The organism is Pseudomonas sp. NPDC088444, from assembly GCF_044900175.1.
In the GTDB taxonomy this organism is placed as follows: domain Bacteria; phylum Pseudomonadota; class Gammaproteobacteria; order Pseudomonadales; family Pseudomonadaceae; genus Aquipseudomonas.
Genome location: NZ_JBJDNK010000004.1, coordinates 70,517 through 86,371, shown reverse-complemented (window position 1 = coordinate 86,371; position 15,855 = coordinate 70,517). Strand labels below are relative to the sequence as shown.

The following is a 15,855-nucleotide window of genomic DNA, read 5'->3' as shown; positions in this document are numbered from 1 at the left end:
TCGATTGGTTAAGGAGTGTACGCCGGGCAGTGTAAAGCAAGAACCCGGCGCGGCGTAGTGCCATACCAAATCCGCACGGCAAAAGAAAGTGAAAACTCAGTCTTTCAGCGCAGCCGATCCGCGAGCCAGACGCCTATATCGTTGATTTCCTGCGGTAACACTTCATGGCCCATTGGGTATTCCTGCCATGTCGCGGTGACGCCTTGAGCCTTCAATTGCTCGTAGGCGGTCCGGCCCATCGCGTTTTGAACCACTTCATCGTAATGCCCATGCAAGCAATACACCGGAATCCGCTGCTGGCTTGCCGACAGGCTCATGTCGTCGCTGAAGGTCGGTGCGTAGGTAGACAGCGCAAGCACGCCGCCCAGCGGGCCTTCCCAGCGCAGAAATGCGGTGTGCAGCACTACGGCGCCGCCTTGCGAGAAGCCTGCGAGGAAAATCCGCGCCGGGTCGATGCCGCTGTCCCGTTGCTGTTCGATCAGGGAAAGAATGCGCTGGGCCGAGCCTTCCAGTTGATCGCGGTCGATGGCGCGGGCCGGACTCATGGCCTTGATGTCATACCAGCTCGGCATTTCATAGCCGCCGTTGACGGTAACAGCGCGGGTGGGCGCTTGAGGCAGCACGAAGCGGGTCGTGAGCAGCGACTGCTGCAACGCTTCGGCCACGGGCATGAAGTCGTAACGATCGGCCCCCAGGCCGTGCAGCCAGATAACACAGGCGTCAGCGGGTTTTTCAGGCTCGATAATCAGGGGTTCGCTCATGCGTGCTCCATTTGTGTGCGATGGCTCTGGCGCGATGCTTTAAGGCAGTGCGCAGGCTGAAATATAAATGACAGAAGATGTCGCAAGGTTACAAGTTTTGATCTTGACCTGTCGCTAATTTGACTTTGCCACCATGGTGGTACGGGCTTTGCTATAAAACCGTTGGAGTGAAGGCGCTCACCTCGGGCGGTAACACTACTAGGCTATACCTCGTGCAGCCTAGTGTTACGACGGGGCAGCATGGAGTCCATCAACAGGATTCCCGGCACGATTCGCCCGCAACCCTCGGGTTTCGGGACATCAGGGGGCTTCAGTCCGTTTGACCACATCGAATCTGACCAGCACTGAGCACGATGCCAGTGGCATGAGCGGATCCGGGTCTTACGTCGCATGACCCAAAAACAAGCCAGCACGGGTCATTAATGCCTCACAAGGGTGCGACGGGGCTAAAGCTCCTACACAACAAAGGGCAAACTGGAGGTTTGAATGAAGATGTTGAAATCCACCCTGGCTGTAGTGGCCGCCGCAGCAGCACTTGGTGTCAGCAGTTTCGCTCAGGCGGGTGCGACACTGGACGCCATTCAAAAGAAAGGCTTCATTCAGTGCGGCGTGAGCGATGGTCTGCCGGGTTTCTCGGTGCCTGACAAGAGTGGCACCATCGTTGGTATCGACGCCGACGTTTGCCGTGCTGTAGCTGCTGCCGTGTTTGGCGATGCCAAGAAAGTCAAATTCAGCCAATTGAACGCCAAAGAGCGTTTCACCGCGCTGCAATCCGGCGAGATCGACATCCTGTCCCGTAACACCACCTGGACCAGCTCCCGCGATGCGAGCATGGGTCTGGTATTCCCAGGCTTCGTGACTTACTACGACGGCGTTGGCTTCCTGGCCAACAGCAAGCTGGGCGTGAAGAGCGCGAAGGAGCTGGACGGTGCGACCATCTGTATTCAAGCCGGTACCACTACCGAGCTGAACGTGTCGGACTACTTCCGTTCCAACGGCTTGAAATACACCCCGATCACCTTCGACACCTCCGACGAAAGCGCCAAGTCGCTGGAATCCGGTCGTTGCGACGTGCTGACCTCCGACAAATCGCAGCTGTACGCACAACGCTCCAAGCTGGCTTCTCCGAAAGACTACGTCGTTCTGCCTGAAACCATCTCCAAGGAACCTCTGGCCCCTGTGGTTCGCCGCGGCGACGAAGAGTGGACCGAGATCGTTCGCTGGGTTGGCTACGCACTGCTGAACACTGAAGAAGCAGGCGTGACCTCCAAGAACGTCGAAGCCGAAGCCAAATCGACCAAGAACCCTGACGTTGCTCGCCTGCTGGGCGCTGACGGCGAATACGGTCCTCAGTTGAAACTGCCGAAGGACTGGGTCGTCAAGGTCGTTTCGCAAGTCGGTAACTACGGCGAAATCTTCGAGAAGAACCTGGGTAAAACCACTCCTCTGGAAATCGACCGTGGCATGAACGCTCTGTGGACCAACGGCGGCATTCAATACGCGCCACCAGTGCGTTGATTGACCTGCGCCCGGCTACGCGAACCGTAGCCGGGCGCTTCGTTGCATTTCTTCCGGGGCACTCCCATGCAAAATCAGATCAGCGCACCCAAGCAGAGGCTATCCCTCAGCGACCCCAAAGTGCGTGCGTGGCTATTCCAGATAATCACGGTTATCGCGGTAGTCGCGATGGGTTGGTATCTGTTCGATAACACCCAGACCAACCTGCAACACCGGGGCATCACCTCCGGTTTCGGTTTCCTTGAAAACAGTGCCGGTTTCGGCATCGCGCAGCACCTGATTCCCTTCAAGGAGTCGGACTCGTACGCGCGGGTTTTCCTCATCGGTTTGCTCAACACGCTGTTGGTGACGTTCATCGGCGTGATCCTCGCGACCCTGCTCGGCTTTGTCGTCGGCGTGGCGCGACTGTCCAACAACTGGATCATCAACAAGCTGGCGACGGTTTACGTCGAAGTCTTCCGTAACATCCCGCCACTTTTGCAGATCCTGTTCTGGTACTTCGCCGTGTTCCTGACACTGCCAGGACCGCGCGCAGCGCACGGCTTTTTCGGTTCGTTCTTCGTCAGCAGCCGTGGCCTGAACATGCCCGCTGCAATCACTAACGACGCCACTTGGCCGTTCGTGATCAGCATTGTGCTGGCCATCGTCGCCATCGTGTTCATGGCGAAGTGGGCGAACAAGCGCTTCGACGAAACCGGCGTGCCGTTCCATAAGTTCTGGGCGGGCCTGGCCCTGTTCATCGTGATCCCTGCGCTGTGCGCGCTGATCTTCGGTGCGCCGGTGCATTGGGAAGTCCCCGAACTCAAAGGCTTCAACTTCGTTGGCGGCTGGGTACTGATCCCTGAACTGCTGGCGCTGACCCTGGCCCTGACCGTGTACACCGCAGCGTTCATCGCTGAAATCGTGCGTTCCGGTATCAAGTCCGTCAGCCACGGCCAGACTGAAGCTGCCCGCTCGCTGGGGCTGCGCCCAGGTCCGACGCTGCGCAAGGTCATCATCCCGCAAGCCCTGCGAGTGATCATCCCGCCGCTGACCAGCCAATACCTGAACCTGGCGAAAAACTCTTCGCTGGCGGCCGGCATCGGTTACCCGGAAATGGTTTCGCTGTTCGCTGGTACCGTTCTTAACCAGACCGGTCAGGCCATCGAAGTCATTGCCATCACCATGAGTGTTTACCTGGCGATCAGCATCAGCATTTCCCTGCTGATGAACTGGTACAACAAGCGCATTGCGCTGATCGAGCGGTGAGGACTCGCGCATGACATCCCATACTTTCAAACCTGACATGCCGCCGCCGAGCAAAGTCTTCGGCCCGGTGGCATGGATGCGCCAGAATCTGTTCTCGAACTGGATCAACACCCTGTTGACCCTGTTCGCGATCTACCTGATCTGGCTCGTCGTTCCTCCGCTGCTGAGCTGGGCGATTTTCGACGCCAACTGGGTCGGCACCACCCGCGCCGACTGCACCAAGGCGGGCGCCTGTTGGGTGTTCATCGAACAGCGCTTCGGCCAGTTCATGTACGGCTACTACCCTCAGGAATTGCGCTGGAGGGTCGATCTGACCGTGTGGCTTGCGATCATCGGCGCTGCGCCGCTGTTCATCAAAGCCACGCCGCGCAAGGCGATTTATGGCCTGAGCTTCCTGGTGATCTACCCGATCATCGCGTACTTCCTGCTGCATGGCGGCCTGTTCGGCATGGCCGAAGTGGCGACCAGCCAGTGGGGCGGCCTGATGCTGACGCTGGTGATCGCCACCGTCGGTATCGCCGGTGCGCTGCCGTTGGGCGTGATCCTGGCCCTTGGCCGTCGCTCCGATCTTCCGGCGATTCGCGTGATTTGCGTGACGTTTATCGAGTTCTGGCGCGGCGTTCCGCTGATCACCGTGCTGTTCATGTCGTCGGTGATGTTGCCGCTGTTCCTGCCGGAAGGCATGAACTTCGACAAACTGCTGCGCGCCCTGATCGGCGTGATCATGTTCCAGTCGGCTTATGTGGCCGAGGTGGTGCGTGGTGGCATGCAGGCCATCCCGAAAGGCCAGTACGAAGCTGCTGCGGCCATGGGCCTGGGCTATTGGCGTCGCATGGGCCTGGTGATTCTGCCGCAAGCCCTGAAGCTGGTAATTCCGGGTCTGGTGAACACCGTGATCGCGCTGTTCAAGGACACCAGTCTGGTGATCATCATCGGCCTGTTCGACCTGCTCAACAGCGTCAAGCAGGCTGCCGCCGACCCGAACTGGCTCGGCATGGCGACCGAGGGCTACGTGTTCGCAGCCCTGGTGTTCTGGATCTTCTGTTTCGGTATGTCCCGCTACTCCATGCACTTGGAGCGTAAGTTGGACACAGGCCACAAGCGTTAGGAGTCAAATGATGAGCGAAGTTATCAAAAAGCCTCTGGGCGCCGAAGGCATGATCCGTATGGAAGGCGTACACAAATGGTACGGCCAGTTCCATGTACTCAAAGACATCAACCTGAACGTGCGTCAGGGCGAGCGTATCGTTTTGTGCGGCCCTTCGGGTTCGGGCAAGTCGACCACCATTCGCTGCCTGAACCGTCTGGAAGAACACCAGCAAGGCCGCATCATCGTGGACGGCACCGAGCTGACGTCTGACCTGAAGCAGATCGAAACCATCCGCCGCGAAGTCGGCATGGTGTTCCAGCACTTCAACCTCTTCCCGCACCTGACCATCCTGCAGAACTGCACGCTGGCACCGATGTGGGTGCGCAAGATGCCGAAGAAAAAAGCCGAAGAAATCGCCATGCACTACCTGGAGCGCGTGCGCATTCCAGAGCAGGCGCACAAGTACCCAGGCCAACTCTCCGGCGGTCAGCAACAGCGCGTGGCCATCGCTCGTGCGTTGTGCATGAAGCCGAAAATCATGCTGTTCGACGAGCCAACCTCGGCCCTCGACCCGGAAATGGTGAAAGAGGTGCTGGACACCATGGTCGGCTTGGCGGAAGAAGGCATGACCATGCTCTGCGTAACCCACGAAATGGGCTTCGCCCGCACCGTGGCCAACCGCGTGATCTTCATGGACAAAGGCGAAATCGTCGAACAGGCCGCACCCAACGACTTCTTCGACAACCCCCAAAGCGACCGAACGAAGTTGTTCCTCAGCCAGATTCTTCATTGAGTTAATAGCTGTACCCAAAAACCCGGGCCTTGTGCCCGGGTTTTTGTTTAATCACGCTGAGTTGTGATTGGGTTGAGCTCCTGTAGCAGTCCGGCTTTCCGGCGGCAGCGATTTCAAAGGCGCAACCGCCGGCAAGCCGGACTGCTGCGGGGTGATCAGTACGCCTTTTTTGTATTCAATCCACGCAAAACTTGTGTTCTCTCGTGATCTCCAACAGGATTACGTCTTTGCGCAATGCGCTGTTACACATCCTGCCCCCACGAGAATCCCATGACGACCAAGGCGCCGACGGCGAGCGACACGCTATCCCATTCCCGAAAACATCATGAACTCGATGAGCTGCTGATCGATGCGGAAGCCGACGATGAGCAGGTTCAGCAGCATCGTCCAGTGTTAAGGCGCCCGTGGTTTTTGCTGTTGGGTTTGGTGTTAGTGGCGCTGAACCTGCGCCCAGCGTTGTCGAGCATGGCGCCGTTATTAGGCGAGGTGTCGAAAAACCTGGGGCTGTCGACTTCGACTGCCGGTTTGCTGACCACATTGCCGGTGCTGTGTCTGGGCTTGTTCGCACCATTGGCCCCTGTGCTGGCGAGGCGATTTGGCAGCGAGCGAGTCGTGTTCGGGATTCTCCTGACGCTGACCTGCGGGATTTTGCTACGCAGTTCGTTTGGCGTGGCGGGGCTCTTCGCGGGAAGCATTTTGTCGGGTGCGAGCATCGGCATCATCGGCGTATTACTGCCTGGCATCGTTAAGCGTGATTTCGCCAAACAGGCGGGCACCATGACCGGCGTTTACACCATGGCGCTGTGTCTGGGCGCGGCAGTCGCTGCGGGTTCAACGGTCCCGTTGAGTCAGGCGTTCGGCACTGATAGCGGTGGCAGTTGGACGCTGGGCTTGGGTTTCTGGATCGTTCCGGCGCTGCTCGCGGCGATTTTCTGGTGGCCCCAGACGCGGCAAAGCCATGGTCAGCATCAGGTTGCCTACCGCGTGCGCGGTTTGTTTCGCGACCGGCTGGCGCGGCAAGTGACGCTGTACATGGGCCTGCAATCTTCGCTGGCGTACATCGTTTTTGGCTGGCTGCCGTCGATTCTGATCGCCCGCGGCCTCACGCCGACAGAGAGCGGGTTGCTGCTTTCGGGTTCAATCATGGTTCAGTTGCTCAGCTCGCTGGCAGCGCCTTGGCTGGCCACGCGGGGTAAGGATCAACGGCTGGCGATTCTGCTGGTGATGCTGTTGACCCTTGGTGGCCTTTACGGCTGCCTCTACGCGCCGGTCAACCAGTTGTGGTTTTGGGCCGTGCTGCTCGGATTGGGGCAGGGTGGCACGTTCAGTCTGGCGTTGACCTTGATTGTGTTGCGCTCGCGGGATTCGCACGTCGCCGCCAATTTATCGAGCATGGCCCAGGGCGTCGGTTACACGCTCGCATCGCTGGGGCCGTTTGCCGTGGGTGTGGTGCACGACTGGACCGGCAGTTGGAGCGCAGTGGGCTGGATTTTCGGTCTGATTGGCGTCGGCGCGATCCTCGCGGGGATGGGCGCAGGCCGAGCACTGTATGTGGACGTGACCAGCGAGAAAGTCTGAGTCCGGGTATTTGTCGCGCGAATGTCCGTGGCAAAACCCGTCGAGGCCGCTTATCGTGCAGGCATCTTTTTCAGGGATGCCCTGCGCATGAGCGATATCAACCAAAGCGAGCAAAACAGCGCGCTGATCACCCGTTTCTACGAAGCGTTCAACCGACTCGATGCCGAGGCCATGGCCGCGTGCTACTCCGACGATGTCCTGTTCAGTGATCCGGTGTTCGGCGAGCTGCGTGGCCGTCAGGCGGGGGACATGTGGCGCATGCTCACCTCGCGGGCCAAAGAATTTTCTGTACGCTTTGACAACGTGCGCGCCGATGAGCGTACCGGCGCTGCGCACTGGGTCGCCACCTACCTGTTCAGCCAGACCGGGCGCACGGTGGTCAACGACATTCAGGCGCGCTTTGTGTTTCGTGATGGCAAGATTTGCGAACATCACGACCAGTTCGACGTTTGGCGCTGGTCCCGTCAGGCGTTGGGCGCGAAAGGCGCTCTGCTGGGCTGGACGCCTCTGGTGCAGAATGCGATTCGCGCTCAGGCGCAAAAGGGGCTGAAGGCGTTTCAGGCGGGACGTTGAGGCTCTGTTAGAATCGGCGCCCCTGCTCCCCAGACCTCACATGCACGATGACCGATGCCCTCGCTGATCCCGCACCTGAACCGGCCACCAGCAAGCCATGGTTTGTCTATCTGGTGCGCGCGGCGAACGGTTCGCTGTATTGCGGTATCAGTGACGATCCCCACAAGCGTTTCGCCAAGCACCAGAGCGGAAAGGGGGCGCGCTTCTTCTACTCCAGCCCTGCTGTTGCGCTGGTGTACATCGAGGCGTGTGCCGACAAGCGCGAAGCGTTGCGTCAGGAGCGATTGATCAAAAAGCTGCGAAAAAGCGCGAAGGAAGCGCTGGCTACCAGCTTCATCCATGAGCGTGATTCGGTGCCATTAACGTGAGCGGGTAGGCTGCCAGGCCGGTCGCCGCTATGCTGGTGCTTCATACCTGCTGATGGGCCGAACCATGTCAGACCTGATCCTGCATCACTACCCCACGTCCCTGTTCTCTGAAAAGGCCCGTTTGATGCTCGGTTTCAAAGGACTGTCATGGCGTTCGGTGATCATTCCGCCGATCATGCCAAAGCCCGATGTGGTCGCGTTGACGGGCGGCTATCGCAAGACGCCGGTGCTGCAGGTGGGCGCTGATATTTACTGTGACACCGCCCTGATAGCCCGTCGCCTCGAAGCACAAAAGGCTTCACCCACGTTCTATCCTGAGGGGCAATCGTTCATTGCGGACAGCCTGGCGAGTTGGGCCGACTCGGTGTTGTTCCTGCATTCGGTCAGCCTGGTTTTCCAGCCCGCTTCACTGGCGCTGCGTTTCGCCAAGCTGCCGCCTGAGGCCGTTAAAGCCTTTGTTGCGGACCGGGCTTCGTTCTTCGAAGGAGGAAGTGCGACACGGGTGCCACTGGAACAGGCTCAGCACCAATGGCCCACGTTGATGAGCCGTTTGGAGACTCAGTTGGAGCGCAACGGCGATTTTCTGTTGGGTGATCCGTCGATTGCCGATTTTTCGGTCGCCCATACCCTGTGGTTTTTGAAGCAAACCCCCGTGACCGCACCACTGGTCGATGACTATCCGGCGGTGCTCGCCTGGTATCAGCGCGTGATCGGTTTCGGCCATGGTGCGGCCAGTGAGCTGAACTCGGCGGACGCTGTGGACATCGCGCGTCAGGCGACGCCTGCGCCACTGCCGGACGAGATCCTGGTTGATCCCAATGGCTTCGAAGCCGGGCAGCAGGTGAGCGTCAGTGCGGTGGATTATGGCGTGAACCCGGTCCAAGGCGAGCTGGTGTTCAATGGCCGTGAAGAAATCATCCTGCGCCGGGAGGACGAGCGCGCGGGAGAGGTGCATGTACATTTCCCCCGGGTCGGATTTCGCATTGAAAAGCGCTGATCTATTTCAGCGCGGCCAGAATCTCTTCCTCGGAAAACCCTCTGATCAGCGTCCCGTTCACGTCGATCAGGGGAATGCCGCGTCCTCCCAGCGCTTCGTACGCCTTGCGCCCTACGGCATCTTTTTCGATGTCGTACTCGGTATAAGGAATGCCTTTGCTGTCGAGAAAGCGTCGGGTCTGTTTGCAGTAGCCGCACCAGTCAGTGGCGTACAGCGTCACCTTCGCGTTCGTCTGGACCTGCGCCGAGATCGCCGGGTCCGGGTGAATGAGGTTCTCGATCTTGCCCCAGTTCTGATAGACGACCACCACTAGCATGATCAGTACGAACTTCTTGAGGGTGCGTATCAGCATGGTGTTCAGCGCCTTTTCAACTGGTCGGTGAGTTGAGTTGGCAGGCCCTTGATGATCAGTGTCCCTTTTTCTTCGTCGTACTCGATCTTGTCGCCCAGCAAGTGCGCCTCGAAGCTGATCGACAGCCCCTCGGCGCGCCCGGTAAAGCGGCGGAACTGGTTGAGTGTGCGCTTATCGGCCGGAATCTCTGGCGACAGGCCATAGTCCTTGTTGCGGATGTGTTCGTAGAAGGCACGTGGGCGGTCTTCGTCAATCAGGCCGGACAGTTCTTCCAGTGCGATCGGCTCGCCCATCTTGCTCTGGCTGCTCGCGTAGTCGACCAAGGCCTTGGTCTTTTCGCGGGTGGACTCTTCCGGCAAGTCTTCGCTCTCGACGAAGTCGCTGAAGGCCTTGAGCAAGGTGCGGGTCTCACCGGGGCCGTCGACGCCTTCCTGACAGCCGATGAAGTCGCGGAAATATTCAGAGACTTTTTTGCCGTTCTTACCCTTGATGAACGAGATGTACTGCTTGGACGCCTTGTTGTTCTGCCACTCGGAGATGTTGATGCGCGCCGCGAGGTGCAGTTGGCCCAGGTCCAGATGGCGAGAAGGCGTGACGTCCAGCTCGTCGTTCACCGCCACGCCTTCGCTGTGGTGCAGCAGCGCAATCGCCAGGTAGTCGGTCATGCCCTGTTGGTAGTGCGCGAACAGCACGTGGCCGCCCACGGACAGGTTGGATTCCTCCATCAGCTTTTGCAGGTGCTCGACCGCCACGCGACTGAATGCCGTGAAGTCTTTGCCGTCGTCGAGGTACTCCTTCAGCCAGCCGCTGAACGGATGGGCACCGGATTCAGGATGGAACAGACCCCACGCCTTGCCTTGTTTGGCGTTATAGCTCTCGTTGAGATCGGCCAGCATGTTCTCGATGGCCTGGGACTCCGTGAGTTCGGAATCGCGCGCGTGAAGGACTGCGGGTGTGCCGTCGGGTTTCTTGTCGATCAGGTGGACGATGGCATGACGGATCGGCATGGAGTTCTCGGCTGCTGAAAGGGGACTGAACGGGGAAGTGGAAGGCCCGTGCGAAAGTCGCCAAGTGTACCGCAGAGTCGGCGGAACGCGCGCTGGCGAGGTCCGAAACCCGGTTTCAGGGCCATTAATATGACTTTTTTACCCCTCAATCGCGATAAAGCTGACCAAATGGCTAGTCAGGTGCGGATATTTGCTTGGCTCTGTGCTAGCTTTGCCCGGTCTTGCGCACCCGAAGCGCGCCAAGCATGCAGTTTGTGGGCGTCTGGCCGAACCAAAGACCGATTTCGGTATCTACATTTCGCGTCTGTACACACTCTGCAAACCATATGAATTTGATAGGGAAGGAACACCACCATGGCTCTGACTAAAGACCAATTGATCGCCGATATCGCAGAAGCTATCGACGCGCCAAAAACCACCGCGCGCAATGCTCTGGACCAATTGGGCCAAATCGTCGCTGACCAACTGGAAAACGGCGGTGAAATCACCGTGCCAGGCATTGGCAAACTGAAAGTGACCGAGCGTCCTGCCCGTACTGGCCGTAACCCTTCGACGGGTGCAGCGATCGAAATCCCTGCCAAGAAAGTCATCAAGCTGGTTGTGGCCAAAGGCCTGACTGACGCTGTTAACAAGTAAGCGACAACGCTTCTTGTAAGAGAAACCGTGTGACGGAGTGATCCGGGCACGGTTTTTTTGTGTCCGGGATTTGAGAGCTGAGCGCAATCCTGTGGGAGCCGCCTTGGTGGCGAAAGCGTCGGGTCAGCAACATCTATGTCGATTGACGCACCGCTTTCGCCACCTAGTGGAGCGCCGCCCGGCCGTCTCCCACAAAATCCGTCTTGCGTTATCGGCTGTTCCAGCGCTCTGCTCGCCACGCGGCCTGCTGTGCCTTGTCTTGGAAGGTCCAGGCCACGAAGCGGCTCTGCTTCTGTCCTTGTGACATCTCAACGACGCGGCTTTCAACTGCGCCCACCTTTTTCAGCGTGCTCTGGATCAGCGGCAGATTCGATGCCTTGGATACCAGCGTGCTGAACCACAGCACCTGATCAGGCACTTGTGCACTCTCGGTGATCAATTGTGCGACGAATCTCGCCTCGCCGCCTTCGCACCACAACTCCGCCGCCTGACCACCAAAGTTCAGCACCGGCAGTTTGCGCTTCGGATCGGCTTTGCCCAGTGCTCGCCATTTGCGTCGGCTGCCGCTCAGCGCTTCCTCAGCCGAAGCGTGGAAGGGCGGGTTACACAAGGTGATGTCGAAGCGTTCTTCGGCGTGCAGCAGGCCTTTCAGGATCAGCGAGCGATCGCTTTGCTGACGCAGGCTGATGGCTTTGCCGAGGTTGTTTGCCTTGACGATGGTGGTGGCCGAGGCGAGGGCGATTTTGTCGATGTCTGAACCTACGAAATGCCAGCCGTATTCGCTATGACCAATCAGCGGGTAGACGCAGTTGGCTCCGGTGCCTACGTCCAGCGCCTTGATCGCCGCGCCGCGAGGGATCACGCCGTCGTTATGTTCGGCCAGCAGGTCCGCGAGGAAGTGCAGGTAATCAGCGCGGCCGGGGATGGGCGGGCAGAGGTAATCCGTTGGAATGTCCCAGTGGGCGATGCCGTAGAAGGCCTTGAGTAGCGCACGGTTGAATACCCGCACCGCTGCCGGGTTGGCGAAGTCGATGCTCTCTTTACCGTAAGGATTGATGATCACGAACTGCCCCAGTTCGGGGCTGGCCTTGATCAGCTTGGGAAAGTCGTAACGGCCCTGGTGGCGGTTGCGCGGGTGCAGGCTGGCCTTTTCCCGCGTTTCGGCAGGCTTGGCTGAGGTCGCGGGTTTGGGCTTCTTGCGCGGTGGTTTGAACGGCTCGGGTTTGGTCATCGCATATTGTTCCGGTTAAAACACAAAACCCTGTGGGAACCGGCTTGCTGGCGAAGGCGTCAGGTCAGACAACGTGATGTCGATTGATCCGACGCCTTCGCCAGCAAGCCGGCTCCCACAGGGTCTGTGTGAATCAGCCAGCCCGGTTATTGGGCTGGCTGATTGGGTTGTTACAAGCTCGCAATCCGCGCGTGCTGTTCCGCCAGCTTGCCCAGGGCCTGTTCGGCCTCGGCCAGTTTGGCGCGCTCTTTTGCGATGACGTCTGCCGGGGCCTTGTCGACGAAGGCGGCGTTGGACAGCTTGCCGCCCACACGTTGCACTTCACCTTGCAGACGCTGGATTTCCTTGTCCAGACGCGCCAGTTCAGCGCCTTTGTCGATCAGGCCAGCCATTGGCACCAACACTTCCATCTCGCCGACCAGCGCGGTGGCCGACAGTGGCGCTTCGGCACCCGCTTCCAGCACGGTGAACGATTCAAGCTTGGCCAGCTTCTTCAGCAGGTGCTCGTTCTCGTTCAGGCGACGCTGGTCTTCGGCGCTGACGTTCTTGAGGAACAGTTGCAGCGGTTTGCCCGGGCCGATGTTCATCTCGCCACGGATGTTACGCACGCCCAGCATCAGGCCCTTGAGCCATTCGATGTCGCCTTCGGCAACGGCGTCGATGCGCTCTTCGTTCGCCACTGGCCACGGTTGCAGCATGATGGTCTTGCCTTCTGCACCGACCAGCGGCGCCAGGCGCTGCCAGATTTCTTCGGTGATGAACGGCATGAACGGGTGCGCCAGACGCAGCGCCACTTCCAGCACGCGAACCAGCGTACGGCGGGTGCCACGCTGACGCTCGACGGGTGCGTTCTCGTCCCACAGCACCGGCTTGGACAGCTCCAGGTACCAGTCGCAGTACTGGTTCCAGATGAACTCGTACAGCGCTTGTGCGGCGAGGTCGAAGCGGAATTGATCCAGTTGGCGGGTCACTTCGGCTTCGGTGCGTTGCAGTTGCGAGATGATCCAGCGGTCCGGCAGCGACAATTCATACGCTTCGCCGTTCTGGCCGCAGTCTTCGCCTTTGTCGAGCACGTAGCGCGCGGCGTTCCAGATCTTGTTGCAGAAGTTGCGATAGCCTTCGACGCGACCCATGTCGAACTTGATGTCGCGACCGGTGGACGCCAGCGAGCAGAAGGTGAAACGCAGGGCGTCGGTGCCGTAGCTGGCGATGCCGTCGGCGAACTCGTCGCGGGTCTGCTTCTCGATCTTCTTCGCCAGTTTTGGCTGCATCATGCCGCTGGTGCGCTTTTGCACCAGTGCTTCCAGCTCGATACCGTCGATGATGTCTAGCGGGTCCAGGACGTTGCCCTTGGACTTGGACATTTTCTGGCCCTGACCGTCGCGCACCAGACCGTGGACGTACACGGTCTTGAATGGGACCTGTGCTGTGCCGTCTTCGTTTTTCACCAAATGCATGGTGAGCATGATCATCCGGGCGACCCAGAAGAAAATGATGTCGAAGCCGGTGACCAGCACGTCAGTCGGGTGGAAGGTCTTCAGGAAGTCGGTCTGCTCAGGCCAGCCCAGTGTGGAGAAGGTCCACAGGCCGGAACTGAACCAGGTGTCCAGGACGTCGTTGTCCTGTTGCAACGCAACGTCTGGACCGAGGTTGTGCTTGGCGCGCACTTCGGCTTCGTCGCGGCCAACGTAGACCTTGCCAGACTCGTCGTACCAGGCCGGGATGCGATGGCCCCACCACAGCTGACGGCTGATGCACCAGTCCTGAATGTCGCGCATCCAGGAGAAGTACATGTTTTCGTACTGCTTCGGTACGAAGGCGATGCGGCCGTCTTCCACAGCAGCGATCGCAGGTTCGGCCAGTGGCTTGGTGGAGACGTACCACTGGTCGGTCAGCCATGGTTCGATGACGGTGCCGGAGCGGTCGCCTTTCGGGACCTTCAGCGCGTGGTCGTCAACGCTGACCAAAAGGCCTGCGGCTTCGAATGCGGCAACGATTTGCTTACGCGCTTCAAAGCGGTCCAGACCCGCGTATTCAGCGGGCCAACTGCCGTCGATGGAGTCGTTCAGCGTGCCGTCGAGGTTGAACACCTGAGCGGCAGGCAGCACGGTGGCGTTTTTGTCGAAGATGTTCAGCAACGGCAGGTTGTGGCGTTTGCCGACTTCGTAGTCGTTGAAATCGTGGGCCGGGGTGATCTTCACGCAGCCGGTGCCGAACTCAGGATCGCAGTAGTCGTCAGCGATAATCGGGATGCGGCGGCCTACCAGCGGCAGCTCGACGAACTTGCCGATCAGCGCCTGGTAGCGCTCGTCGTTCGGGTTCACGGCGACGGCGGCATCACCCAGCATGGTTTCCGGGCGGGTGGTGGCGACGATCAGGTAGTCCAGACCTTCGGCGGTCCTGGCGCCGTCGGCCAGCGGGTAGCGCAGGTTCCACAGGCTGCCTTTTTCGTCGTGGTTTTCCACTTCGAGGTCGGAGATGGCGGTGTGCAGCTTGGTGTCCCAGTTGACCAGGCGCTTGCCGCGGTAGATCAGGCCGTCTTCGTGCAGGCGCACGAAGGCTTCTTTAACGGCTTCGGACAGGCCGTCGTCCATGGTGAAGCGCTCACGGCTCCAGTCCACGGACGAGCCCAGGCGGCGGATCTGACGGCTGATGTTGCCGCCGGACTGATCCTTCCATTCCCAGACTTTTTCGAGGAATTTTTCGCGACCCAGGTCGTGACGGTTCTGGCCCAAGGCTTCCAGTTGACGCTCCACCAGCATCTGCGTGGCGATACCGGCGTGGTCGGTGCCCGGCTGCCACAGGGTGTTGCGACCCTGCATGCGGCGGAAACGGATCAGGGCGTCCATGATCGCGTTGTTGAAACCATGGCCCATGTGCAGGCTGCCGGTGACGTTCGGCGGCGGAATCATGATGGTGTACGAGTCGCCCGCGCCTTGCGGAGCGAAATAATTCTCGGACTCCCAGGTCTGGTACCAGGAAGTTTCGATGGCGTGCGGCTGGTAGGTCTTGTCCATGCGCGGCGGGAACCTGATCTGCTTTCAGTCGGAAAAGCCGGGAAGTATAGCTTTTCACGAGGATCAGGTGTAGCGGGGCGGCAGGAACGCATTGAACTCCCTGGCGGGACGCCGTTCTGGTGGGAGCCGGCTTGCTGGCGAAAGCGTCGGGCCCGTTACGAATGAGGTGACCGGCAGGCCGCTTTCGCCAGCAAGCCGGCTCCCACACGAGACGTCAGCGCCGTCCCAGGATTCGTCACTGGCCTGGATATTGGCTCAGCAGTCGCTCCATCCGCGCTTCGAGACGCCGTTTGATCTCGTTCTCGATGTGGGGCGCGAAATCGTCGATCACGTCTTGCATGATCAATTGCGCAGCGGCGCGCAGTTCGCTGTCCAGGTGCAGCAGGTCGTCGGGGTTCGGCGTATGGGGATTCGGTTCTGGCTGGGCAGCGGCAGGCGGCGCAATGGCTGCTACAGGCTCAGGTTGCAGCACAGGAATGTCGGTGGTGTGCGTGTCGGGCTCGTCCGCCGCGACGACCTGACCGCTGACCACATCGAACAGCAAAGGGATCTGGCCTTCGTGGGGGACCGTTTCGGTCAGCAGCGGCGGGTTGATCGAATCATCGCCGAGCAACTGGCGGATCGACTCCAGGTCGTCCAGCAGATGCGCGGAGTCTTTCAGGGTTTTTGGATTGTCCATCGTGTAC

The 15,855-nt window shown here is 59.6% G+C and carries 15 protein-coding genes; 9 read left to right on the top strand and 6 right to left on the bottom strand.

Annotated elements, in window-relative coordinates; translation table 11 throughout:
- Positions 1-104: 104 nt before the first annotated feature.
- On the bottom strand, positions 105-761 hold the full coding sequence (locus tag ACI2KB_RS09455) for an alpha/beta hydrolase (RefSeq protein ID WP_404633737.1): 657 nt from the start codon (positions 759-761) through the stop codon (positions 105-107).
- Between the two features lie 486 nt (positions 762-1,247).
- Between ACI2KB_RS09455 and ACI2KB_RS09450 the strand changes: the two genes are divergently transcribed.
- The 8 genes from ACI2KB_RS09450 to ACI2KB_RS09415 all read left to right on the top strand — a co-directional run bounded on the left by ACI2KB_RS09450 (position 1,248) and on the right by ACI2KB_RS09415 (position 8,926).
- Positions 1,248-2,279: an amino acid ABC transporter substrate-binding protein gene (locus ACI2KB_RS09450; RefSeq protein ID WP_404633735.1), complete on the top strand. Its 1,032-nt coding sequence runs from the start codon at positions 1,248-1,250 to the stop codon at positions 2,277-2,279.
- 66 nt (positions 2,280-2,345) lie between these two features.
- Positions 2,346-3,527: an amino acid ABC transporter permease gene (locus ACI2KB_RS09445; protein ID WP_404633733.1), complete on the top strand. Its 1,182-nt coding sequence runs from the start codon at positions 2,346-2,348 to the stop codon at positions 3,525-3,527.
- Between the two features lie 10 nt (positions 3,528-3,537).
- Complete coding sequence (locus tag ACI2KB_RS09440) at positions 3,538-4,635, top strand: amino acid ABC transporter permease (RefSeq protein ID WP_404633731.1); 1,098 nt, start codon at positions 3,538-3,540, stop codon at positions 4,633-4,635.
- A 10-nt stretch (positions 4,636-4,645) separates the two neighbouring features.
- A complete protein-coding gene (locus tag ACI2KB_RS09435) occupies positions 4,646-5,410 on the top strand; it encodes an amino acid ABC transporter ATP-binding protein (RefSeq protein ID WP_404633729.1) in 765 nt (254 codons plus the stop codon).
- Between the two features lie 270 nt (positions 5,411-5,680).
- Complete coding sequence (locus ACI2KB_RS09430; protein WP_404633727.1) at positions 5,681-6,988, top strand: CynX/NimT family MFS transporter; 1,308 nt, start codon at positions 5,681-5,683, stop codon at positions 6,986-6,988.
- Positions 6,989-7,075: 87 nt separating this feature from the next.
- Complete coding sequence (locus ACI2KB_RS09425) at positions 7,076-7,561, top strand: nuclear transport factor 2 family protein (protein WP_404633725.1); 486 nt, start codon at positions 7,076-7,078, stop codon at positions 7,559-7,561.
- Between the two features lie 47 nt (positions 7,562-7,608).
- The gene (locus tag ACI2KB_RS09420; RefSeq protein ID WP_404633723.1) at positions 7,609-7,929 is read left to right on the top strand and encodes a GIY-YIG nuclease family protein; all 321 of its coding nucleotides are present in this window, start codon (positions 7,609-7,611) and stop codon (positions 7,927-7,929) included.
- 64 nt (positions 7,930-7,993) lie between these two features.
- On the top strand, positions 7,994-8,926 hold the full coding sequence (locus ACI2KB_RS09415) for a glutathione S-transferase N-terminal domain-containing protein (RefSeq protein ID WP_404633721.1): 933 nt from the start codon (positions 7,994-7,996) through the stop codon (positions 8,924-8,926).
- Position 8,927: 1 nt separating this feature from the next.
- Here the strand turns inward: ACI2KB_RS09415 and ACI2KB_RS09410 are convergent, their stop codons facing one another.
- Complete coding sequence (locus tag ACI2KB_RS09410; RefSeq protein WP_404633719.1) at positions 8,928-9,278, bottom strand: glutaredoxin family protein; 351 nt, start codon at positions 9,276-9,278, stop codon at positions 8,928-8,930.
- A 5-nt stretch (positions 9,279-9,283) separates the two neighbouring features.
- A complete protein-coding gene (gene yejK / locus ACI2KB_RS09405; RefSeq protein WP_404633717.1) occupies positions 9,284-10,285 on the bottom strand; it encodes a nucleoid-associated protein YejK in 1,002 nt (333 codons plus the stop codon).
- A gap of 354 nt (positions 10,286-10,639) precedes the next feature.
- Between yejK and ACI2KB_RS09400 the strand changes: the two genes are divergently transcribed.
- Positions 10,640-10,921 carry an HU family DNA-binding protein gene (locus ACI2KB_RS09400; protein ID WP_404633715.1) on the top strand — a complete coding sequence of 94 codons (282 nt, stop codon included), beginning with the start codon at positions 10,640-10,642 and terminating at the stop codon, positions 10,919-10,921.
- A 208-nt stretch (positions 10,922-11,129) separates the two neighbouring features.
- Here the strand turns inward: ACI2KB_RS09400 and rlmF are convergent, their stop codons facing one another.
- The 3 genes from rlmF to ACI2KB_RS09385 form a co-directional block, all read right to left on the bottom strand.
- On the bottom strand, positions 11,130-12,152 hold the full coding sequence (gene rlmF / locus ACI2KB_RS09395) for a 23S rRNA (adenine(1618)-N(6))-methyltransferase RlmF (protein WP_404633713.1): 1,023 nt from the start codon (positions 12,150-12,152) through the stop codon (positions 11,130-11,132).
- Positions 12,153-12,322: 170 nt separating this feature from the next.
- The gene (locus ACI2KB_RS09390) at positions 12,323-15,169 is read right to left on the bottom strand and encodes a valine--tRNA ligase (RefSeq protein ID WP_404633711.1); all 2,847 of its coding nucleotides are present in this window, start codon (positions 15,167-15,169) and stop codon (positions 12,323-12,325) included.
- Between the two features lie 235 nt (positions 15,170-15,404).
- Complete coding sequence (locus tag ACI2KB_RS09385) at positions 15,405-15,848, bottom strand: DNA polymerase III subunit chi (protein WP_404633709.1); 444 nt, start codon at positions 15,846-15,848, stop codon at positions 15,405-15,407.
- Positions 15,849-15,855: the final 7 nt, after the last annotated feature.

Bases quoted from the DNA above. Each gene is read 5' to 3' on its own strand.
- ACI2KB_RS09420 (WP_404633723.1), top strand. From the start codon at position 7,609: ATGACCGATGCCCTCGCTGATCCCGCACCTGAACCGGCCACCAGCAAG.
- ACI2KB_RS09400 (WP_404633715.1), top strand. From the start codon at position 10,640: ATGGCTCTGACTAAAGACCAATTGATCGCCGATATCGCAGAAGCTATC.
- ACI2KB_RS09440 (WP_404633731.1), top strand. From the start codon at position 3,538: ATGACATCCCATACTTTCAAACCTGACATGCCGCCGCCGAGCAAAGTC.
- ACI2KB_RS09390 (WP_404633711.1), bottom strand. From the start codon at position 15,169: ATGGACAAGACCTACCAGCCGCACGCCATCGAAACTTCCTGGTACCAG.
- ACI2KB_RS09455 (WP_404633737.1), bottom strand. From the start codon at position 761: ATGAGCGAACCCCTGATTATCGAGCCTGAAAAACCCGCTGACGCCTGT.
- ACI2KB_RS09430 (WP_404633727.1), top strand. From the start codon at position 5,681: ATGACGACCAAGGCGCCGACGGCGAGCGACACGCTATCCCATTCCCGA.
- rlmF (WP_404633713.1), bottom strand. From the start codon at position 12,152: ATGACCAAACCCGAGCCGTTCAAACCACCGCGCAAGAAGCCCAAACCC.
- ACI2KB_RS09410 (WP_404633719.1), bottom strand. From the start codon at position 9,278: ATGCTGATACGCACCCTCAAGAAGTTCGTACTGATCATGCTAGTGGTG.
- ACI2KB_RS09415 (WP_404633721.1), top strand. From the start codon at position 7,994: ATGTCAGACCTGATCCTGCATCACTACCCCACGTCCCTGTTCTCTGAA.
- ACI2KB_RS09450 (WP_404633735.1), top strand. From the start codon at position 1,248: ATGAAGATGTTGAAATCCACCCTGGCTGTAGTGGCCGCCGCAGCAGCA.
- ACI2KB_RS09445 (WP_404633733.1), top strand. From the start codon at position 2,346: ATGCAAAATCAGATCAGCGCACCCAAGCAGAGGCTATCCCTCAGCGAC.
- ACI2KB_RS09385 (WP_404633709.1), bottom strand. From the start codon at position 15,848: ATGGACAATCCAAAAACCCTGAAAGACTCCGCGCATCTGCTGGACGAC.
- yejK (WP_404633717.1), bottom strand. From the start codon at position 10,285: ATGCCGATCCGTCATGCCATCGTCCACCTGATCGACAAGAAACCCGAC.
- ACI2KB_RS09435 (WP_404633729.1), top strand. From the start codon at position 4,646: ATGAGCGAAGTTATCAAAAAGCCTCTGGGCGCCGAAGGCATGATCCGT.
- ACI2KB_RS09425 (WP_404633725.1), top strand. From the start codon at position 7,076: ATGAGCGATATCAACCAAAGCGAGCAAAACAGCGCGCTGATCACCCGT.